Raw genomic sequence first — 17,545 nt, forward strand, 5'->3', positions numbered from 1 at the left:
CCCAGTTCAACGCTGATTCCCAAGGCATTGCATCCCCTCTTGCTATAAATTTTTATCGACAGAAATATACTATGTTATAATTCTTCACTCTATTTTTTCTACCTCTTTTTCCCTAGATCAAATACTTGATTACAAGAGGATCGTGTACAGAAAACATATTTGCAAGAAACGGGCCAGCCGACTCATCGACTAGCCCGTTTCTTCCATTGTTTTCTAAAAATTCTTCCCATTCCAGCCCCAGTCCCGGATGCCTTGATAGGAGACATACAGGTTTTTCGGCGGGATGTCCAACTGCTGCTGGAAGATTTCTGTGACCTTGGCCGTCATGGCCTCCGTGTCCTCCGGGGCCGGTTCACCCAGCATGGCAACAGAGACATACGCCCCCTTTTCCAACTGTTTCCCACCCATGTAGAGGTCATATTGATCCTGAAACCCGATCATCAAAAAGGATTCGGGCTTTTTCAACAGGGCAATGGCCTGGCCTAGCTGGTTCTTTAGGGTCTCCCTTTGGGTCTGGGTAACTGTCCCAGTGATTTTTGCGTCAATATACGGCATAGCAGGGTCCTCCTTGTTCTGAGATTTGATACCTCCTCTTACTCTACTGGCAGCCCGCCCCTTTGTCAAGGAAAAATTCTATGAGAAACAGCAGGTTTTTATGGGGCATCCCCCTTCAAATTCCCCATCTATTCTTGCTTTTCAACGGCCTATGTGGTATGCTAACGTCATAGAGGTATTGGGCTGCGGGGCAGTCCTATGGATACCGGCCCTATACCAAAAATCTTTTAGGAAAGCTGAGATGATGCGTCCCTTATGGACAGTACCTGTATTACCCTTGCCCTGATTCTTGTGGTCCTAATCGCCCTCTCCGCCTGGTGTTCCTCCACAGAGACCGCCTATTCCTCCGTGAATAAAGTGCGCCTCAAAAGCAAGGCGGAGGACGGCAACACGCGGGCAAAGCTGGCGTTGGACCATCTGGCGCAGTATGATAAGCTCCTGTCCTGCATCCTTATCGCCAACAATATCGTCAACCTTACCGCCGCCACCCTGAGCACCATCCTGTTCACTAAGCTCTTCCCCATCTACGGTCCCGCGCTCTCTACCATCCTCTTGACTGTGCTGGTGCTGATCTTTGGTGAGATCACCCCCAAGAGCTTGGCAAAGGATCAGGCAGAGCGGGTCTGTATGTCCGCCGCCCCGATCCTACGGGTGGTCCTGCTGGTGTTCACCCCGCTGCACATGTTCTTTGGGCTGTTTTACAAGCTGGTCACCCAGCTGTTCCACCCGCCCCAAGACGAGGGGATCACCGAGGAGGAGCTTATCACCATGGTGGAGGAGGCTGAAAACGAAGGTGGCTTGGAGCACCACGAAAGTGAACTGATCCGTGCGGCCATTGAGTTTAACGATATGGAGGTGGAGGAAATCCTCACCCCCCGTGTGGACATCATGGCGGCACCGGACACGGTCTCTATGGAAGAGCTGGCGGTGATTTTTGCCGAGAGTGGATATTCCCGCATCCCGATTTATCACAGCTCCATCGACGATATCATCGGCCTAGTCCACGAAAAAGACTTCTTCTCTGCCCGCTACCACAACCACTCTGATGTTTCTAGCCTGATCTCACCGGTGTATTACACCACAGGCTCTGCCCAGATCTCCGATCTGCTCCGCCGTCTCCAGCACCGCAAGACCCACATGGCTGTGGTGGTGGATGAATACGGCGGCACCATGGGCCTTGTGACCTTGGAGGACATCCTGGAAGAGCTGGTGGGTGAGATTTGGGATGAGCACGACGAAATAGTTGAGGAGTTCAAAAAGCAGGAGGACGGTAGCTATCTGATCTCCTGCTCCGCCAACCTGGACGACCTCTTTGACCGCTTCTCCATCCGGGCGGACGACATCGACTCCGCCTCCATCAGTGGCTGGGTTTTGGATCAGTTGGGCCGGCTCCCTGTGGAGGGAGACCAGTTCATCTATGAAAACCTGGCAGTCACCGTCACAAAACTGGACCAACGCCGGATTTTAGAAATCCGGGTGGCTGTACTCCCAGAGGAACCCATGGAAAATGGCAAATAGGAAAAATTCCCGGCATCCAAAAATGCCGGGAATTTTTGTGCCTGGTTGCAAGGTTCATATTTTTCAAAAATCAGAGAATACTAGCAAGACCAAGAGAAAAAACACTGTATTTTGTCAGGAGGTGACGGTTTGATCCCCTGTACTGACCCATGTATCTACCAGCAAGACGGCTGCTGCACCCTGTCCCGGGCCGTCTCCGGCGGGCACCCCAGCCAGGAACAGAACTGCGTCTACTTCCTGCCCAAGGGGCTACAGCAGCACCGCCAGGGCCTCCCGGATGTTGCGCACCGGGATCAACTGTAGGCCCTCTGGGGCCACCACAGCCTGTTTCCCCCGTCCTTTGGGCACCAGACACTTTTCAAAGCCCAGGCGGTGAATCTCAGCCAGGCGCTGGTTGATGGCGGAGACTGCCCGCAGCTCCCCAGTAAGGCCCACCTCCCCCACTGCCACCAGGTCCGCCGGCACAGGCTTGTCCCGGAACGAGGAGGCCAAGGCCAGAATGGCCGCCAAGTCTGCCCCGGGCTCGTCCAGGTTCAACCCGCCGATGACGTTCACATAGGCGTCGCAGGTGTTCACTGCCAGGCCGCCCCGCTTTTCTAGCACAGCCATCAGGAGCATCGCCCGGTTGTAGTCAAAGCCGTTGGTGCTCCGGCGGGGGTTGCCAAAGGCCGTGGGGGTCAGCAACGCCTGGACCTCTGCCAGCACCGGCCGGGCCCCCTCCATGACACAGGTAACACAGGTCCCTGGCTCATCGGTAATCCGGCCTTCCAGTAAGGCCTGGGAGGGGTTGGGCACTTCCCGCAAGCCTGTGTCGTCCATCTCAAAAACGCCGATCTCATTGGTGGCCCCGTAACGGTTCTTGGCCGCCCGGAGGATGCGGTAGGACTGCCTGTCCCCCTCAAAGTAGAGCACACAGTCCACCATGTGCTCCAAAACCTTGGGGCCTGCTAGGTTCCCCTCCTTGTTCACATGGCCGATGATAAACACGGTGATGTTCTGCCCCTTAGCCAGCTGCATCAAGGCCATGGTACACTCCTTCACCTGGGAAATACTCCCGGGAGCAGAGCTCTGTTCCCCATGGTACATGGTTTGGATGGAGTCCACAATGAGAATCTCCGGCTTCGTCTCCTCCACCGCCTGAAGGACTGCCTCCAAGTTGTTCTCCCCAAAGAGGTAGAGGCCCAGGTCCCCTACCCCCAGGCGCTGGGCCCGTAGCTTTAGTTGCCCTTCTGACTCCTCCCCGGATACATACAATACCTTGGCCAGGGAACACAACTGGTGGCAAATTTGAAGCATGAGGGTGGATTTCCCGATCCCCGGCGCACCACCAATAAGGACAAGGGACCCTTTCACCCCGCCGCCCCCCAGGACCCGGTCCAGTTCCGCCATGCCTGTGGAAAAACGGATTTCCTGGGTACTGCTGATCTCTGAAACCAGCTTGGGCTGACGGAGGGAAAGCCCCCCCAGAGGGGAGCGGTCCCTGACAGCACTGGCCTTCCCCTTGGGTTTCCCTGGCTGTTCCACGATGGTATTCCAAGCCCCGCAGGCAGAGCATTGGCCCTGCCACTTGGGGGTCTCATTGCCGCATTCTGTACAGTAAAACATCATCTTTGCTTTCATATCAGAGATTCTCCCTCCTGTGTCTCTCCACTTTGCAGATAACTGGCCCCCAGCACCATGGCCAGCTTCATCTGGTAGGCCTTCTCCTGCAAGAGCTTCTCCTCCTCCGGGTTGGAGAGGAAGCCACACTCCACCAAAACTGCCCGGCAGGAGACGTTTTTCATCAAATAGACCGTGCGCTGCACCCGCTGGGGGGTGCGGTTGTTTTCCGGGTCCAGGGCGGACTGGATGGACTCTTGGATGGACTTTGCCAGCTCCTGCGAGCCTGCTTCCCCGCCGTAAAACACCTGGGCCCCATGGTAACGATAGTTGGGAAACGAGTTCTGGTGGATGCTAATTAGGGTGGCATTTTCAATGCTGTTGATCTGTGCCACCCGGTTGTGCAGGTCTGAGACCTTCTTTTCCCGGAGCGTCCGGGCTTTCTCGTCGTGGATTGAGATATCACTGTCCCTGGTCAACATGGTGGGCACACCATAAAAGCCCATGATCTGATCCAGCCGCAGGGCAATGTCCAGGTTGACGGCACTTTCTGCATGGCCAGAGGCTGAGAGTGCGCCTCCGTCCTCCCCGCCGTGGCCGGGGTCAATGATTAGGGTGTGTTCCTCCATGCGGGCGAAGGCCGCCATACTGCCCCGGTTGAGCAGCAGATATACCATCACACCCAGCACCAGGACCACCACAAGGGCACAGCACACCCACAAGATTTTTGTTTTCTGAATCTTCAAAGCCAATCCCTCCCTTGCAACTGTATGCGCAAGGCAGGATGGGCAGACCCGCGAAAGGGTTTGGAAGAAGTTCCTTTTTGTCGGTTCCCCTTTCCTCCTCTGTCGCATAAGCTGAAATGAACGCAGAGAAACCTCGTTCTGCGTCGTTTTCATAAAGGAGGCGCTTCCATTGTTTATTGAGATTGAAAAGCCCAGTAAGCCCAACGGAACTCAACCAGACGATGCATGCCAGACCTGCGAAAAAGGCCTAGGCAAGCTGCCCGACTGCGGACCATTCGCAGTCCCCTTCGTGGCAAAGCAGGAGACCGCTGCACCCCGCTATAGTGACCTGCACGCCCTGGATTACGGCACCCTCTTCCCGGACTTAAACCTGCCCTTCCATCTAAAAATCAATCCCGCTGAGCTGGCAGACACTCCCCTCAACCAGCTCCGGGCTTTGGATTTTGTCATCTTGGAACTTGGGTTGTATCTGGACACCCATCCCTATGATGCAGAGGCCTTTGGCCTCTTCCAGAACTACGTCGCGCTGGAAAAAACCGCCCGGGAAAACTACGTAGCCCAGTTCGGCCCCCTACAGCAGCAGGATGCGGCCCAGGACGGCGGCTATACCTGGGTGAAAGGTCCCTGGCCCTGGCAGTATTCAGAGGAGGTGTGAGCCATGTTCATGTATCAGAAAAAGCTACAGTACCCCGTGCGGATCAAGAATACCAACCCCGCCCTGGCAGCCCAGATCATCTCCCAATACGGTGGCCCGGATGGGGAACTGGGGGCTTCCCTGCGCTATCTCTCCCAGCGGTACTCCATGCCCTATCCCGACGTGCAGGCCCTGTTGACCGATATCGGCACCGAAGAGCTGGGGCACATGGAGATGGTGGCAGCCATCGTCCATCAGCTCACCCGGAACCTCACCGATGACCAGATTGAGAACAACCCCGGCTTCGCCGCTTACTTCGTGGACCATACCACTGGCGTCTACCCCACCGCCGCCTCCGGCTTCCCCTGGACTGCCGCATCCATCGCTGTCAAGGGCGATCCGATTTGCGACCTGACCGAGGATCTGGCTGCGGAACAGAAGGCGCGTGTGACATATGACAACATCCTGCGTCTGGCCAAGGACGACCCGGATGTTACCGATGTAATCCGCTTCCTAAGAGAGCGGGAGATCGTCCACTTCCAGCGCTTCGGCGCCGCCATTGAACAGGTGCGCCGCCATCTGGACCCCCGCAACGTCTATTACACCAATCCCGCATTCGATCCCAAGCCTGCCGTGGAGTAAATCACCCAGGAACATAAGAGGGCCGGGCATGTTTGTTGACGCAAACATGCCCGGCCCAAAAGCATTGCAGAGATTTTGCTTTCCTCAGGTTTGGTTGATGCAGCCGTTTATTCCTTCACAATACCGGTATAGAACCGCTGCAAGATGGTGGCAAACTGGGCGCGGGTGGCTGTGCCGCTGGGGGCCAGGGTATCGGCAGTCATGCCGCCCACAATTCCGTTGCCCACAGCCCAGGCCATGCCCTCCTGGGCATAGTCCGCCACACTGCCGCCATCCACAAAGCCATCCAGCGCCACGGAACCACTGATCTCATAGCCCCGCAGCTGGGTGTAGCGGTAGAGGATGGTCACCATCTGCTGGCGGGGCATATCCATGGTGGGGTCGCTCCCGTCAGAGACCCCGTTGCTCATGGCCCACTCTCTGGCCGCAGCCATATCCACAGGGGACTGGCCACTGAGCCGGGCCAGGATCATCCACATCTGCTCACGGGTGATGTTTCCGTTGGGTGTGAAGGTGGTCAAGCCAGTGCCGTTCACATAGCCGCGTTCATACGCCCAGGCAATGGCATCCTTGGCCCAGAAGTCCCCCGGCACATCCTCAAAGGGCGTACCACTGGCCGGAGGCTGTTCCACCGCTTGGAAGGTAGCTTCCACTCGGACCTCCCCCTGGGGCATGGTGAACACATAGCTGCCGTTCTGCTCTTCCACGGTGATCTCCTTGCCGTCCTTGTCCAGGACCCGCAGGGTAGCAAGCTGATAGCCGTCATCCGGGCGCACGGTCAGGGTTACCCGCTCCCCGGCTTTGGCCTGGTTGGTGCTGAGGGACACGCTGCCCCCCTGATAGGTCCCCGTGGTGATGCCATGCTGCGTCCCATTGCTGGAACTACCGCCGCCGGAGCTGCCCCGGCCGATGTTCACGCTGCTATCGTAGGCCACCTTGGCATCCCTGTCCAGCAGGGTGAGCTTGCCCGTGCTGGGGAGGACCGCCTCTGTGCTCCCCAGGTTCAGAGTACCCAACTGTAAGGTATTCCCCGCTGAGCCAATGTAGTTCTGGCCCTCGGGCGCCATGTAAATGGTCACGGTAGTCTTACCGCCGGCTGCCTCCACACGGCACGGTGCCACATAGGTGTTGGCAAGGTTGGATGTAAACTGAACCTTATCATTCGCCAACTCTCCACTCACCTCCAGCTCCAGCTGGAGGCCATAGAGCTTATCCGCGCCCTTATCCAAAGACAGGGTATAGCTTCCCCCACTCCCCTGATAGGTCAGGACCGGGGCCTTGATGGTGGCGGCCAGGGCGGTACAAGATAAGAACAGCACCAGCCCCACCAGGAGCAATCCGCTTCGTTTTAACTGTCTCATAGTTCCTCCCTTACTCAGCCTTCAGCACCACAGTGGGCAAGTCGGTCCCGCCGGGGGCATTGGTCCACAGGGTCTCGGCAGAGACACGGGCATCACCCGCCGTTTCTGGCATATCCGTGCGATAGAGCACAGCGCGAATCCGGCTGGGCAGCAGATTGACGCCGCTGCAATTGCTGGACTCCCCTTGCAATTCCGCTTCCCTCTGCACGTTGGGAATGAAAATAAAGATACCGTCGCTGATATCACTTACTTCTCCATCCTCCGGAATCTCTGCAAACATCAAAAGCTTTCCGTCCATGGGGCGGGTCTCCACTGTGGTACTGCCCTCACCTTGGTCTGTAACTTCTGTCTTGGTGAACTCGCCCTCAATCCTGATTTTCTGGAACACAGGGTTCCCACGATAGTTGCCCAAAATCACCAGGGTTCCTTTGGGGATCGTCTGATCTGCTCCGTCACCATACTTATAATCCTCGGACAGAACACCCGTAAAGCCGCCGTCTAGGAAGCTCACGTCGTCGCCAGCATAGCTGACCAGTTGGACATTGGCCAAATTCATATCTGCCGGAATACCAGTGATGGTCACTGTCTTGGCGTCATAGGTCCAAATCCGGGTATCCTCCGCACCTGCGCCGGGCTTTTGGAAATAAGTCAGGTAGCTGTTGTTGTCGTCTACCGCCTGGTTATTTTCTTTGAAATTCCCAGAGCGGGCAGTGGTAGTCTTATCTTCAGCATTCTCGACGGAGCACGTGATGGCAACTGTGAAGTCACCTTCTTTGGGCCGATTATCGCCACTGATTTTCAACCCAGAAACGGCTGTCTCTTTCTTGAGCGCAATAGTCACACTATTGTCCTCGTTGCGGGTGATATCATATTGATCTGCACCCACAGTCTTATCGTAAGCAATCCGCATTTCTTGGGACTCTGCGGCTCCCACAACATTGCCCAAGGTATCATAGGCTACCACCTTGTAGGTAAACGTCCGGTGGTTGGCGGAACCAATCACGTCATCATATGTGCCCTCAGAGGTAAACGCGATGGACTTGAACTCTCCTGCCGTTCCACTGTCTTTGCGGAGAATCTCATAGCCTTGGAGCACGCCGCCACCGTTCAAGCTCTCGGTAGACAGGTTCAACGTGATGGTCTTGTCGTCCTTCTTGGCCGCTGTCACAGAGACTGTGCCCGTAGTCGCTTCCTTTCCGGCCAGACGGTCCCGGCGGCTCTGGTCGCTGAGATACCAAATGGCGCGGTCTTCCTTTGCGTAGGTTTCCAGCTTTTTCTTTGTGCCCTCGCTGAGGGTCATGCCCCAGCGGGTGAAGAATTCGGTCAGGTCCTTCCCTGCCACAGCGGAGGCAGTCAAGGCAAACTTATCGTCATAGCTGCTGGCACCATTGAAATAAGTCCCCTTCTTCCATGCCTTAAAGAACTTGTTGTAGAAGTCCATGGGGGCGGCACCATCGTCGTAGGCCAAATGAAGCTGCCAATACATACCAAGCTGGACAAATACATCGTTGGAGGCACCGGGGATACCCTCGGCTACCTTTTGGAAAACCTTGGGGTACTTATTGCTCTTCTCCAAGCGGGAGGCAAGGGTATTCTGCTTCCCGTCGTAGGTCTGGGCCATGATGGAATAGATGTTGTTGGTGGTCTCCGCCTTACCCAGCTTATCCATGTTGTGGCCGATTTCGTGGGCAATGCCCCAGCCGAAGAGGTTGTTGGCAGTGGCATTCTGATCCAACTGGGCAATGGGTGTGCCACCTACCATGCCGGGGCAGGAGCCATAGCCGATACCAATGTGGCTCCCGGCGGCGTACATAAACGCCCCAGAGAACATCTGCATACAACGAATATTCTGGCGGGTCCGCATATCGTTCTTGTCATAGGTGTTGTCGATCCCCTGGGTGGTCTTGCAAATGTGCATCAGGTCTTCCCAGGCCAGGACGGAATTGGTCAATTGTTTCACCTTGTCTCCATTGCCCAAGCCGCTGTTGGCAGCGTTCGCTGCCAGGGAGAGCAAAACAGTGGGGGTGGAAATTTCCGTCACATTCTTCCAATCGTTATCCTGGATGCCTTTTCCAACATAGGTAGCCAGCTCTTCTGTATAGGCTTGGATGGCACTGTTGCGTGTAGCGTCGTCCATAGTATAAAAGTTGGTCAGGTTCAGCATGGGAATATCCGTTGCCCGGCGGACGTGGAGTTTAATGTTTTCCGCGCCTGCCCCACTATATGTAATATACAGGCTGCCGCCCCTGGGGGTATTCTGGCTGCCGATCTTGGGAATGGTCAGGACATTCCGTCCATTGATGAGAGCCCCCGCCTTGGCGCTCCAAGCATTCGCCTCAGCGTTAAACTGGGTGGCAGTCACTTCCACCTTCTGTCCCTCGGGAATCCCGGTGGCGTAAATGGTGATTTCACTGCCTGCCTCGGCGGCAACGCCCAAGGGCTGGAGCAAACTGCCGCCTTGGCCGTATTCATTGTCCTTCACGGGATTCCGGCTCTCAATGCCCTCAATCACGACACTGCTGCCCTTTTCTTTTTTGAGCAACTCCTCTGCCAGCTTCAGTTCATCCGCCAAAGCATCCACATACAGGTAGTAATTTTTCTCATCACCATTCAGCCGTTCACGCAAAGCATCAATTTGCCCCTGCGTCGTACCAGATTTCAACTGGGTGTGGAGCTCATCCGTGAACAGCGCTGCAATCTCTTCCGGCAGGCACTTAGTCGGATCATATTTCTGGAACATCAGCTCGGAACAACTGGTGAGGTTATATCCCACTTGCTCCACCGCTACGCTGATCTGCTTGACACCCTTTACCGGGCCAAAGGGCAGCACAGCGAAGCGGGTCTTGGCTGGCTCGTTGCGCACAGCGGGCCAAGTGGACATACAACTGCTGTTGCCCGTGGCACCGTCGTCCCGTCCGCCACCTTCTGGGTCAGGCACCAGCAGATGGCCCGGCTTATTCAAATCATCATTCGCATACCAGACGGTCACACTATAGACCCGCAGCCACTGGGGATAATTCCCGTCCATGCGGGGGGCCCATATAGCACTGTTCAGGTCGATGGGCTGTTTGAAAGTCGTAATGATGTGCTCATTCCAGGACCAGGTTCTAGCCGTCCAGCTGGTCTTGAAGTCACCGTCTACGAGAAACTCCGGGTTAAAGCTGCTGTCACTGACATTATTGGCGTCAGCCAGGCGGATGCTCTTGATCTCGTCCCGGGCCACCATCCCCTCTGTGGGGATGCCTTCTGGGCGGCTGAAATCTGTAGCCCTGGGCGTAGCCTCAGAGATGCGCGATTGCCCACTCTCCCCGATGGAATTGCCAGAAATGACATAGACAGAATAGGTGGTTCCATTGGTCAGGCCGCTAATGGTGGTGCTGGTGGTCTCAAACTGTTCCCCAGCCTGGGTCCACTGATCACCGCTGTTCTTTACCTGGTAAAACACCTTATAATAGGTAGCGTTCTCCGCTTTCTTCCAAGACACCGACAACGCGCCATCCTGCTCCCCCAGATTCACCATGTCCGGTGCCTTCGGGGCGCTGTTGGGGACAGGCTCAGCTTCCACCACGGGGGACGTAACCCCCTGCCAGCTTCCGTCCACAGGCGTGACGGTAAAGCAATAAACCTTGTTATTGTCCAGGCCAGAAACCTCGGCCTTGTTCACATTCACTGTGAGGGAGTTCTTGCTATTACTGTCCTTCTTGGGCCAGTAATCCACCCGGTAGCCAGCTACGTTGGGCAGTTCACTCCAAGTCAGGCTGACTTTTTCGCTTCCCGCTGTTGCCGTTACATTCTTGACCTCACTGTTGGGGGCAACCGGGTTCTCTGGCACGATATCTTCCAGGAACTGGATGGACTCAATGGCCACATATTTATCGTTGGAATCTTTCACCACAGTGATGGTGATCTCTTTCACCGCAACACGGCGGCCAAGGTTCACCGTAATCACATGGTTGCTCAGTGCGTGGATATCCTCCGGCAACACGCTTCCAAAGGGAATCTTCTCTTCTCCGTCGTCCTCATACGTCACTGTTACATAGCCGTTTTCAACTTCCCCGCTTCCTGAAGGTGTATTGATTTGTACTGCCTCCAAATGGCTCATTCTCGTCAGGACAACGGGAATCTGAATCTCATTCTGATTCTCTTCCGTGGGTTCTAGTTTTACTGTCTGTCCATTGGGCTGAAATAAATTGTTTAAGTCCCCAGTAACTTTAGTAGTTTTTTTAGTTCAGTTTCAGTTTCACTCACATTTACTGCATTTAGTAAAGCAGTTTTTGTGAGAATCACATCGCCTGTCGCTCCGACGTTACGTGTAACATAGCTCAAGTCAACGACGGAAATCTCTCCATCCCCATTCAGGTCAAATTGAGCCAAGTCTCTGGACTCCTTGCTTCCAAGTTTTTCTATCAATAAGCTACGATCTTTATCGTTCACTACATTATCGCCATTGAAATCACCTAGCGCAAACGTCGCGTCACCGGTGCCAATGGTCACATGTTTAGAATAGTCCCGCAACGTCAGGTCTACGGTACGGTCACAGTAGCCCTCGCCTGTAAATTTCAGCTGATAATCCCCTGTAGGAAGATTGCTGATGCTGACATCCACAGAACCAGGCCACTGTCCTTCAGGCGTACCCCCTTCACTATTCTTCACTGTTACAGACGCCGGATATTGGCTCAGCTTTGCGGATTCCTGGCTCTTCGCCAGGCTCAACTTCCCCAAAGACTGGCTTCCTTTTTTTAGTTCAACCTGTACTTTCCGGCTCTCTAACTGCCCAATCTCCTGCGGATAGTCCAGCCGCAGGGTGGCGGAAATTTGGCCCGTGGTAGCGCTCCTGCTATCCTGCGCTGCAAATGCCCTTGTAGGGGTAAAGACGGAGCCTAGCATAGCACCCGCCAGCAGCAAAGATAACATGCGCTTTGGTGTTTTTATCATAACTGTTCCCTCTCTTCTTGCTTTGCGGCAGCAGGATAGTCCTGACCGCTATATATAGTATACCGGGATCATTATACCATTTTTTTCATAATTTGCAAGGCCTTTATAACACCATTTTGAAATAATTTTGTTTCCTTTCTGTAATAAGATGGGTACACTCACCGACGTGAATGTACCCATCTCCAAGTTTTTATCATTTGAAATTACGCATCCATCTCTCGCAGCCGCTCCACAATGGTCCGCCGGGCCACCACCCGGTAAGTCCACAGGGGTACCAGCACCCCCAGGAGCAGGAACAGGGGCAACACCACTAGGATGGGCGTCACCGTAAGGTGGTAGCTAAAGAACCACAAGATATTGCCGACGGCACCGCCCACCAGGGGCCCTACCCCCACCGTCAGCAGCAGGCACAGGAGCAGGGACAGCACCGTATAATACAAGCCCTCGCACACCAGCATGGTCTTGAGCTGCTTCCCCGTCATACCCACGGACTGCAAAACAGCAAATTCCCGCTTCCGGCTCAAAATGCCTGTGAGCACCGCGTTGATGAAGTTCAGCACACCCACCAGGCCCACAATACCGCTGAGGGCGCTGCCCATGGTAAAGAACATCCCCTGAAAGCCCTCAAACTCCGCCTCGTAGGTCTCCCGGCTCTCGTAGTCATAGAGGGGTTGGACGGAATCGGTGTATTCCGTCAGGAAGCTATCCATATCGACCCGGCTTTCGTCGGTGGTGTCATAGATATAGGTCATGATCCCGTCGGTGCCGCTGTCTTGGACGAATTGCTCCGCCCCCAGAACGAACTGATCCGCGCCATAGTAGCGGTAGGAGATCGACATGGGAACGTTCACAATGGCGCAGACAGTGTAGTCCACATCCCTGTATTCCACCGCCCGGGAGCCAAAGGGCCGGTCGCCCTCATAGGCGGCGTCTACATCCTCGACGATCTCCCCGGTATCCCGATAAAAATACTCACGCTGGGTGACATAGCGGATGGTGACGGTGTCCCCCAGCTTGGCCCAATGGGAATCCCACTCTGTGGAGTTGTAATCGTCGGTGTTATAGACAGCGGCAATGGCCCGCTGGCTGGGGTCGGAGAGGGGCGCCAGGTCCCCGTCCAGGACGTTGAGCAAGCTCAGGGGGAAGTCCTCCATCCCGTAGAGATTCACCCGGTCGGCCAGGAGGCCGTCCTCGGTCCGTTCCATGTTCTCCACCATCTGGTCCAAGGTCTCCGGGTCGTTCCATTTACTCCAAACGCTCCGATACCACTCCTCGGTGACAAATTCCTCCATATCGGAGGTGGTGCCGTAAATACGTCCGCTGTCGGTGATGCCCCCCTGGGCGTTGACCTCGTCAATCACCGTCTCCGGGATCGTGGTATCCCCACTGAAAATATAGTTGTTGTTCTGGAAATATGAGGCGTCCCCTAGGATGAAGTCCACGTTGGCCTTGGTCTGCAAATACTTATCCATATCAAAGCCGTTGGCAACGGTGTAGGTCAAGGTGGCCAACACCAGGGCCAGGGTCAGGGAGATCACCGTCACCACAGTGCGGCTCCGGCTGCGGCCCAGGTTGGCCCAGGCCATTTTGGGCAGGGACGCGCCGTTCTTGGCGGAGCGCTTGCCGGCCTTGGCCTTCTTTCCACCTGTTTTCCCGCTACCCTCGGTGTAGCGCACCGCCTCCACTGGGGAGACCTTGGCCGCCATCCGGCCCGGACGGGCGCAGGAGAGGAACACCGTGAACAAAGCGAACAGCGCCGCCCCCAGGAAGATCAGGGGATTGAAGCTGACAAAGGTATTCTTATAGCTAAGCTGATTCATGATAACCGGCGTGAGCTTGTTGCCGATGAGGAAGCCCCCAATGAGCCCCAGGGGGATACCCGCCAGGCTCAGCAGCAGGGCCTGCTGCCGGACGATCCGTTTCAGCTGCCGCCCGGTGGTACCAATGGTTTTCAGCAGGCCATAAAAGCGGATATCGTTGGTGACGGAAATTTGAAAGACATTGTAGATGATGAGGTAGCCGGTGAAGATAATCAGCAGCAGGATCACCACAATCGCAATCACGGTAGTTGCGTCGAAGTTTTCGCCGAGCTGGGCCCCGGAGTAGCCCCAGTTCACGCCAATGCTCAAATAGTTGGGCTGGCTGTTATCCTCGGTCTGGTAACCGTGGTTGGCCAGAACCTGCATCACATCCTCCCGGATGTGCAGGGCGTTTTTGAACATCAGATCCAGGCTCCACTTCCCTGTCATGCTGTCCTCCTCCCCGCTGCCCTGTGCCACCAATTCTTCTGCGGCACTGCTGGGCAAGAGGATGTGGTTAGCGACGATAGCAGGATCATAGCTCCACCAGCCAGAGAGGGTGCCAGTGTAGCTTACCAGCTTCTTGTCTGGTGTACTTTGGTCAATGTAGAAGGAAAAGCTCACCTCCGCCCCGATCTCCGGCTCAACACCCAGGAGGGACAGAACGTGGGTGTCCGTGGCGATCTGGTTGGTGCCCTCAGCGGGAAGGCTCCCCACCTCCGGAACGCAGAAGTAGTGGGGGGCTTCCTGGGATTCCAGGTAGCTGACCTCCACATGGGACTTGTGGAAGGGGATATCTTCGGGCATCCCCAAAAACATCCGGGCCCCGGACTCCACAATCAGGGGGTCGTCGCGCAGCTCCTCCACCTGCTCCCAAGTGAGATTCTTGATGGTACCGTGCATATCTCCCCCGGCCTGCCGGAAGTTCTCCTGCTGAAAGGAGTAGTTGATGGAGGCGGCGATGGTAAACAGGGAGGTAAACAGTACGGTGGTCAGGGCAATGGCCAAAATGGCGATAACGTTCCGGGTCCTGGCCGCCTTCATGGAGCGGAAGCCCAGGCGTCGGATACACTTGCGGTTGGATACCTTCATGCCCCTCACCCCCGAACCACAATGCGCCCATCCTCAATACGGATGATGCGGTCGGCCATCTGGGCGATCTCCTCGTTGTGGGTGATCATGACGATGGTTTGGGCAAACTTCTGGCTGGTGACTTTCAGCAGGCCCATGACATCCTGGCTGGTCTTGCTGTCCAGGTTGCCGGTGGGCTCATCGGCCAGGATAATGGCGGGTTTGGCCGCCAGAGCCCGGGCAATGGCCACCCGCTGCTGCTGTCCGCCAGAGAGGTTATTGGGCAGGTTGCCCAGCTTGGACTGTAGGCCCAAGGTCTCGATGATCCGGTCCAAATAGGCGTAGTCCGGCGTGTGGCCGTCCAGCTCCATGGGCAGGACGATGTTCTCATAGACGCTGAGCACCGGCACCAGGTTGTAGTTCTGGAACACAAAGCCGATCTTTCGACGGCGGAAAATGGTCAAGGCCTCGTCCTTTAAGCTAGAGAGCTCCTTCCCGTCCACCACCACGCTGCCGGAGGTAGGCCGGTCCAGGCCCCCCAGCATGTGCAGCAAGGTGGATTTGCCGGAGCCAGAGGTGCCCACCACGGACACAAACTCCCCCTTCTCCACCGAGAGGTCCACCCCGTCCAGGGCGCGTACCTCTGCTTCCCCAGAGCCGTAAATCTTTCTCAGGTTCTTGGTCTGTAAAATACTCATTGAGATCCCTCCATTGCAAAAGTTCGTTCGTCCTCTGACAATACCAACTTTAGCATAGGAATCTTTCCACAATCTTTCTGAAATCTAACGCTTTTGAAAGATTTCAAGAAAAATTCTCTATTGCCCCCTGGGCAGGAACAGGGAAAAAGACGCCCCCTTCCCCACCTGGCTGTCCACCTTCACATAGCCCCCCTGGTCCTGGGCGATCTGCCGCACCAGGTACAGGCCGATGCCAACCCCCTCCACCCCGTGGGCTCCGGGGGCACGGTAGAAGCGTTGGAATATCTTGGCCTGTTCCTCCTCTGGAATGCCGGGGCCGTCGTCCCGTACCCTCACGCAGCAGAAGAGTTGATAGGGTACGATTTCCACAGCAACACGTCCCCCAGCGGGGGTATACTTGATGGCGTTGTCCAGCAAATTGCACAGGGCTTCTTCCGTCCACTTGGGGTCAAACACTGCCGTCTCCTCTGTAGAGGCGCAGTGCAGGGTAATTTTTTTGTCCACCGCCTTGCTGGAAAATTGCTCCATCACATCCTCCAATACAGGGGCCAGTTGTGCCAGACAGGGGTGCAGGGTGAGAATGCCCGTCTCTAAACGAGAGAGCTTGACCAAATCCTCCACAAGGCTCTGTAACTTCTCCGCCTGGCTTTCTAAGGCCGCTGTATAGGCCCGGCTTTCCTCCGGCAGCGGCTGTTCCCCCAAGAGCTGGGCATAGAGCAGGAGGTTGGCTACCGGGGTTTTGATCTGATGGGAGAGGTCCCCAATGAGGGTCTTAATCTTCTCCTTTTCTTCTTCCAGCTTCCCGGCGGAGACAACAGAGGCAGACAGGTAATGGGCCAGCTTGGTCTCCAACGCAGAGAGGCGGCTCTCATCAAAGGACTCCTCCTGAAACGATCCCCGGACTGCCTGGTCCAACATGCCATCCAACACCCCCAGGATATGACGCAGGCGGAGCCTGTCCCAGAGGATCACCGCCACAGCGGCCAGAATCAAAAGGGCAAGTATGATTTTTCCTACCATCTCACTGTACCGACCAGGTATAGCCCACACCATACACCGTTTTCAGGTATTGAGGCTTGGAGGGGTTGTCCTCCAACTTGTTGCGCAGGCGCTTAATGGTCACAGATAGGGCGTTTTCATCCACATACTCCGCCCCGTCCGTCCAGAGGCGGTCCACCAAAGTGCCCCGGCTGAGGGTCGTCCCCCGGTTACTCACCAGTAGGTGCAGGAGTTTTTGTTCCGTCTTACTCAATTCCACTGGATGTCCATCCTTTTTGAATTCCATGCGTGGAAAGTTAAAGGCGAAGCCGTCCAGCTCCACCAGGTCCTTCTGTCCCCTGTCCTGCCGGCGTAGCTGGGCATTCACCCGCGCCCGGAGTACAGCCAGAGAGAAGGGTTTGGTAATATAGTCGTCCGCCCCGGACTCCAAGCCAGTGACGATATCGGTTTCCATATCGTTAGCCGTAAGGAGGATGATTGGGGTCAGGCGGCTCCGCCTGACCTCCTGGAGCAGCTCCAGGCCACTGCCGTCGGGCAGGTTCACGTCCAGGACAAGCAGGTCAAAGGCGGCATCTTTTAGCATTTGCCGGGCCTGTTTCATGGTGGAGCATAGGGTTACATCCACATCGTTGTTTTGCAGGGCAAAGCGAATCCCCTGGCCCAGAGCCATGTCATCCTCCAGCAGAAGTATCTTCCGCATGCCTCTCTCCCCTTTCCCTGTCACATGATTTCAAAAGGAGCATAGCGCAAAAGTGTTGATTTGTCAACCGGAAAACAACTTGTCAAATAAAAAGAAGAGGCTGCATTTCTGCAACCTCTTGAAGGCAGTTCGCTACCTATACGGTTTCTTTATCCCTGGCGATACCGCAGTCTCAATCGGTCTGCAATCATCGCGATAAACTCTGAATTTGTGGGTTTTCCCTTAGAGTTGCTTACAGTATAACCAAAATACTTTTGTAGGATATCCAAGTCTCCCCGCTCCCAGGCC

Annotated in this window: 14 protein-coding genes; 3 read left to right on the plus strand and 11 right to left on the minus strand. The window is 55.7% G+C overall.

Annotated features, from left to right (window positions below; translation table 11 throughout):
• Nucleotides 1–213: 213 nt before the first annotated feature.
• Entirely contained in the window at nucleotides 214–555 is a 342-nt protein-coding gene (locus tag ACTOZL_RS08910) for a phenylpyruvate tautomerase MIF-related protein (RefSeq protein ID WP_482477984.1), read from the minus strand.
• Nucleotides 556–810: 255 nt separating this feature from the next.
• Between ACTOZL_RS08910 and ACTOZL_RS08915 the strand changes: the two genes are divergently transcribed.
• Nucleotides 811–2,073, plus strand: a complete 1,263-nt coding sequence (locus tag ACTOZL_RS08915; RefSeq protein ID WP_482477985.1) for an HlyC/CorC family transporter — start codon at nucleotides 811–813, stop codon at nucleotides 2,071–2,073.
• A 249-nt stretch (nucleotides 2,074–2,322) separates the two neighbouring features.
• Here the strand turns inward: ACTOZL_RS08915 and radA are convergent, their stop codons facing one another.
• Complete coding sequence (radA, locus tag ACTOZL_RS08920; protein ID WP_482477987.1) at nucleotides 2,323–3,693, minus strand: DNA repair protein RadA; 1,371 nt, start codon at nucleotides 3,691–3,693, stop codon at nucleotides 2,323–2,325.
• Complete coding sequence (locus tag ACTOZL_RS08925) at nucleotides 3,690–4,418, minus strand: N-acetylmuramoyl-L-alanine amidase (RefSeq protein ID WP_482477988.1); 729 nt, start codon at nucleotides 4,416–4,418, stop codon at nucleotides 3,690–3,692. Before ACTOZL_RS08925 ends, radA begins: the two co-directional genes overlap by 4 nt.
• A gap of 169 nt (nucleotides 4,419–4,587) precedes the next feature.
• Here ACTOZL_RS08925 and ACTOZL_RS08930 point away from each other — a divergent pair, with 169 nt between their 5' ends.
• Complete coding sequence (locus ACTOZL_RS08930) at nucleotides 4,588–5,073, plus strand: spore coat protein CotJB (protein ID WP_482477989.1); 486 nt, start codon at nucleotides 4,588–4,590, stop codon at nucleotides 5,071–5,073.
• 3 nt (nucleotides 5,074–5,076) lie between these two features.
• Entirely contained in the window at nucleotides 5,077–5,694 is a 618-nt protein-coding gene (locus tag ACTOZL_RS08935) for a manganese catalase family protein (protein WP_482477990.1), read from the plus strand.
• A 107-nt stretch (nucleotides 5,695–5,801) separates the two neighbouring features.
• Here the strand turns inward: ACTOZL_RS08935 and ACTOZL_RS08940 are convergent, their stop codons facing one another.
• The 8 genes from ACTOZL_RS08940 to ACTOZL_RS08975 all read right to left on the minus strand — a co-directional run.
• Entirely contained in the window at nucleotides 5,802–7,055 is a 1,254-nt protein-coding gene (locus ACTOZL_RS08940; protein ID WP_482477991.1) for an S-layer homology domain-containing protein, read from the minus strand.
• A gap of 10 nt (nucleotides 7,056–7,065) precedes the next feature.
• On the minus strand, nucleotides 7,066–11,085 hold the full coding sequence (locus ACTOZL_RS08945) for a M60 family metallopeptidase (RefSeq protein ID WP_482477992.1): 4,020 nt from the start codon (nucleotides 11,083–11,085) through the stop codon (nucleotides 7,066–7,068).
• A gap of 164 nt (nucleotides 11,086–11,249) precedes the next feature.
• Complete coding sequence (locus tag ACTOZL_RS08950) at nucleotides 11,250–11,990, minus strand: dockerin type I domain-containing protein (RefSeq protein ID WP_482477993.1); 741 nt, start codon at nucleotides 11,988–11,990, stop codon at nucleotides 11,250–11,252.
• A 203-nt stretch (nucleotides 11,991–12,193) separates the two neighbouring features.
• The gene (locus ACTOZL_RS08955; protein ID WP_482477994.1) at nucleotides 12,194–14,881 is read right to left on the minus strand and encodes an ABC transporter permease; all 2,688 of its coding nucleotides are present in this window, start codon (nucleotides 14,879–14,881) and stop codon (nucleotides 12,194–12,196) included.
• Between the two features lie 5 nt (nucleotides 14,882–14,886).
• Entirely contained in the window at nucleotides 14,887–15,558 is a 672-nt protein-coding gene (locus tag ACTOZL_RS08960) for an ABC transporter ATP-binding protein (protein ID WP_482477996.1), read from the minus strand.
• 117 nt (nucleotides 15,559–15,675) lie between these two features.
• Entirely contained in the window at nucleotides 15,676–16,578 is a 903-nt protein-coding gene (locus tag ACTOZL_RS08965) for a sensor histidine kinase (RefSeq protein WP_482477997.1), read from the minus strand.
• Nucleotide 16,579: 1 nt separating this feature from the next.
• The gene (locus ACTOZL_RS08970; RefSeq protein WP_482477999.1) at nucleotides 16,580–17,257 is read right to left on the minus strand and encodes a response regulator transcription factor; all 678 of its coding nucleotides are present in this window, start codon (nucleotides 17,255–17,257) and stop codon (nucleotides 16,580–16,582) included.
• A gap of 149 nt (nucleotides 17,258–17,406) precedes the next feature.
• Nucleotides 17,407–17,545, minus strand: a 139-nt coding sequence (locus tag ACTOZL_RS08975; protein ID WP_482478000.1) for a sporulation initiation factor Spo0A C-terminal domain-containing protein, incomplete at its 5' end; no start/stop codon positions are given.

Source organism: Evtepia sp. (assembly GCF_056797215.1).

Excerpts from the sequence above, each read along its gene's own strand:
- ACTOZL_RS08910 (WP_482477984.1), bottom strand. The coding sequence starts at position 555 with ATGCCGTATATTGACGCAAAAATCACTGGGACAGTTACCCAGACCCAA.
- ACTOZL_RS08915 (WP_482477985.1), top strand. The coding sequence starts at position 811 with ATGGACAGTACCTGTATTACCCTTGCCCTGATTCTTGTGGTCCTAATC.
- radA (WP_482477987.1), bottom strand. The coding sequence starts at position 3,693 with ATGAAAGCAAAGATGATGTTTTACTGTACAGAATGCGGCAATGAGACC.
- ACTOZL_RS08935 (WP_482477990.1), top strand. The coding sequence starts at position 5,077 with ATGTTCATGTATCAGAAAAAGCTACAGTACCCCGTGCGGATCAAGAAT.
- ACTOZL_RS08940 (WP_482477991.1), bottom strand. The coding sequence starts at position 7,055 with ATGAGACAGTTAAAACGAAGCGGATTGCTCCTGGTGGGGCTGGTGCTG.
- ACTOZL_RS08950 (WP_482477993.1), bottom strand. The coding sequence starts at position 11,990 with ATGATAAAAACACCAAAGCGCATGTTATCTTTGCTGCTGGCGGGTGCT.
- ACTOZL_RS08955 (WP_482477994.1), bottom strand. The coding sequence starts at position 14,881 with ATGAAGGTATCCAACCGCAAGTGTATCCGACGCCTGGGCTTCCGCTCC.
- ACTOZL_RS08960 (WP_482477996.1), bottom strand. The coding sequence starts at position 15,558 with ATGAGTATTTTACAGACCAAGAACCTGAGAAAGATTTACGGCTCTGGG.
- ACTOZL_RS08965 (WP_482477997.1), bottom strand. The coding sequence starts at position 16,578 with ATGGTAGGAAAAATCATACTTGCCCTTTTGATTCTGGCCGCTGTGGCG.
- ACTOZL_RS08970 (WP_482477999.1), bottom strand. The coding sequence starts at position 17,257 with ATGCGGAAGATACTTCTGCTGGAGGATGACATGGCTCTGGGCCAGGGG.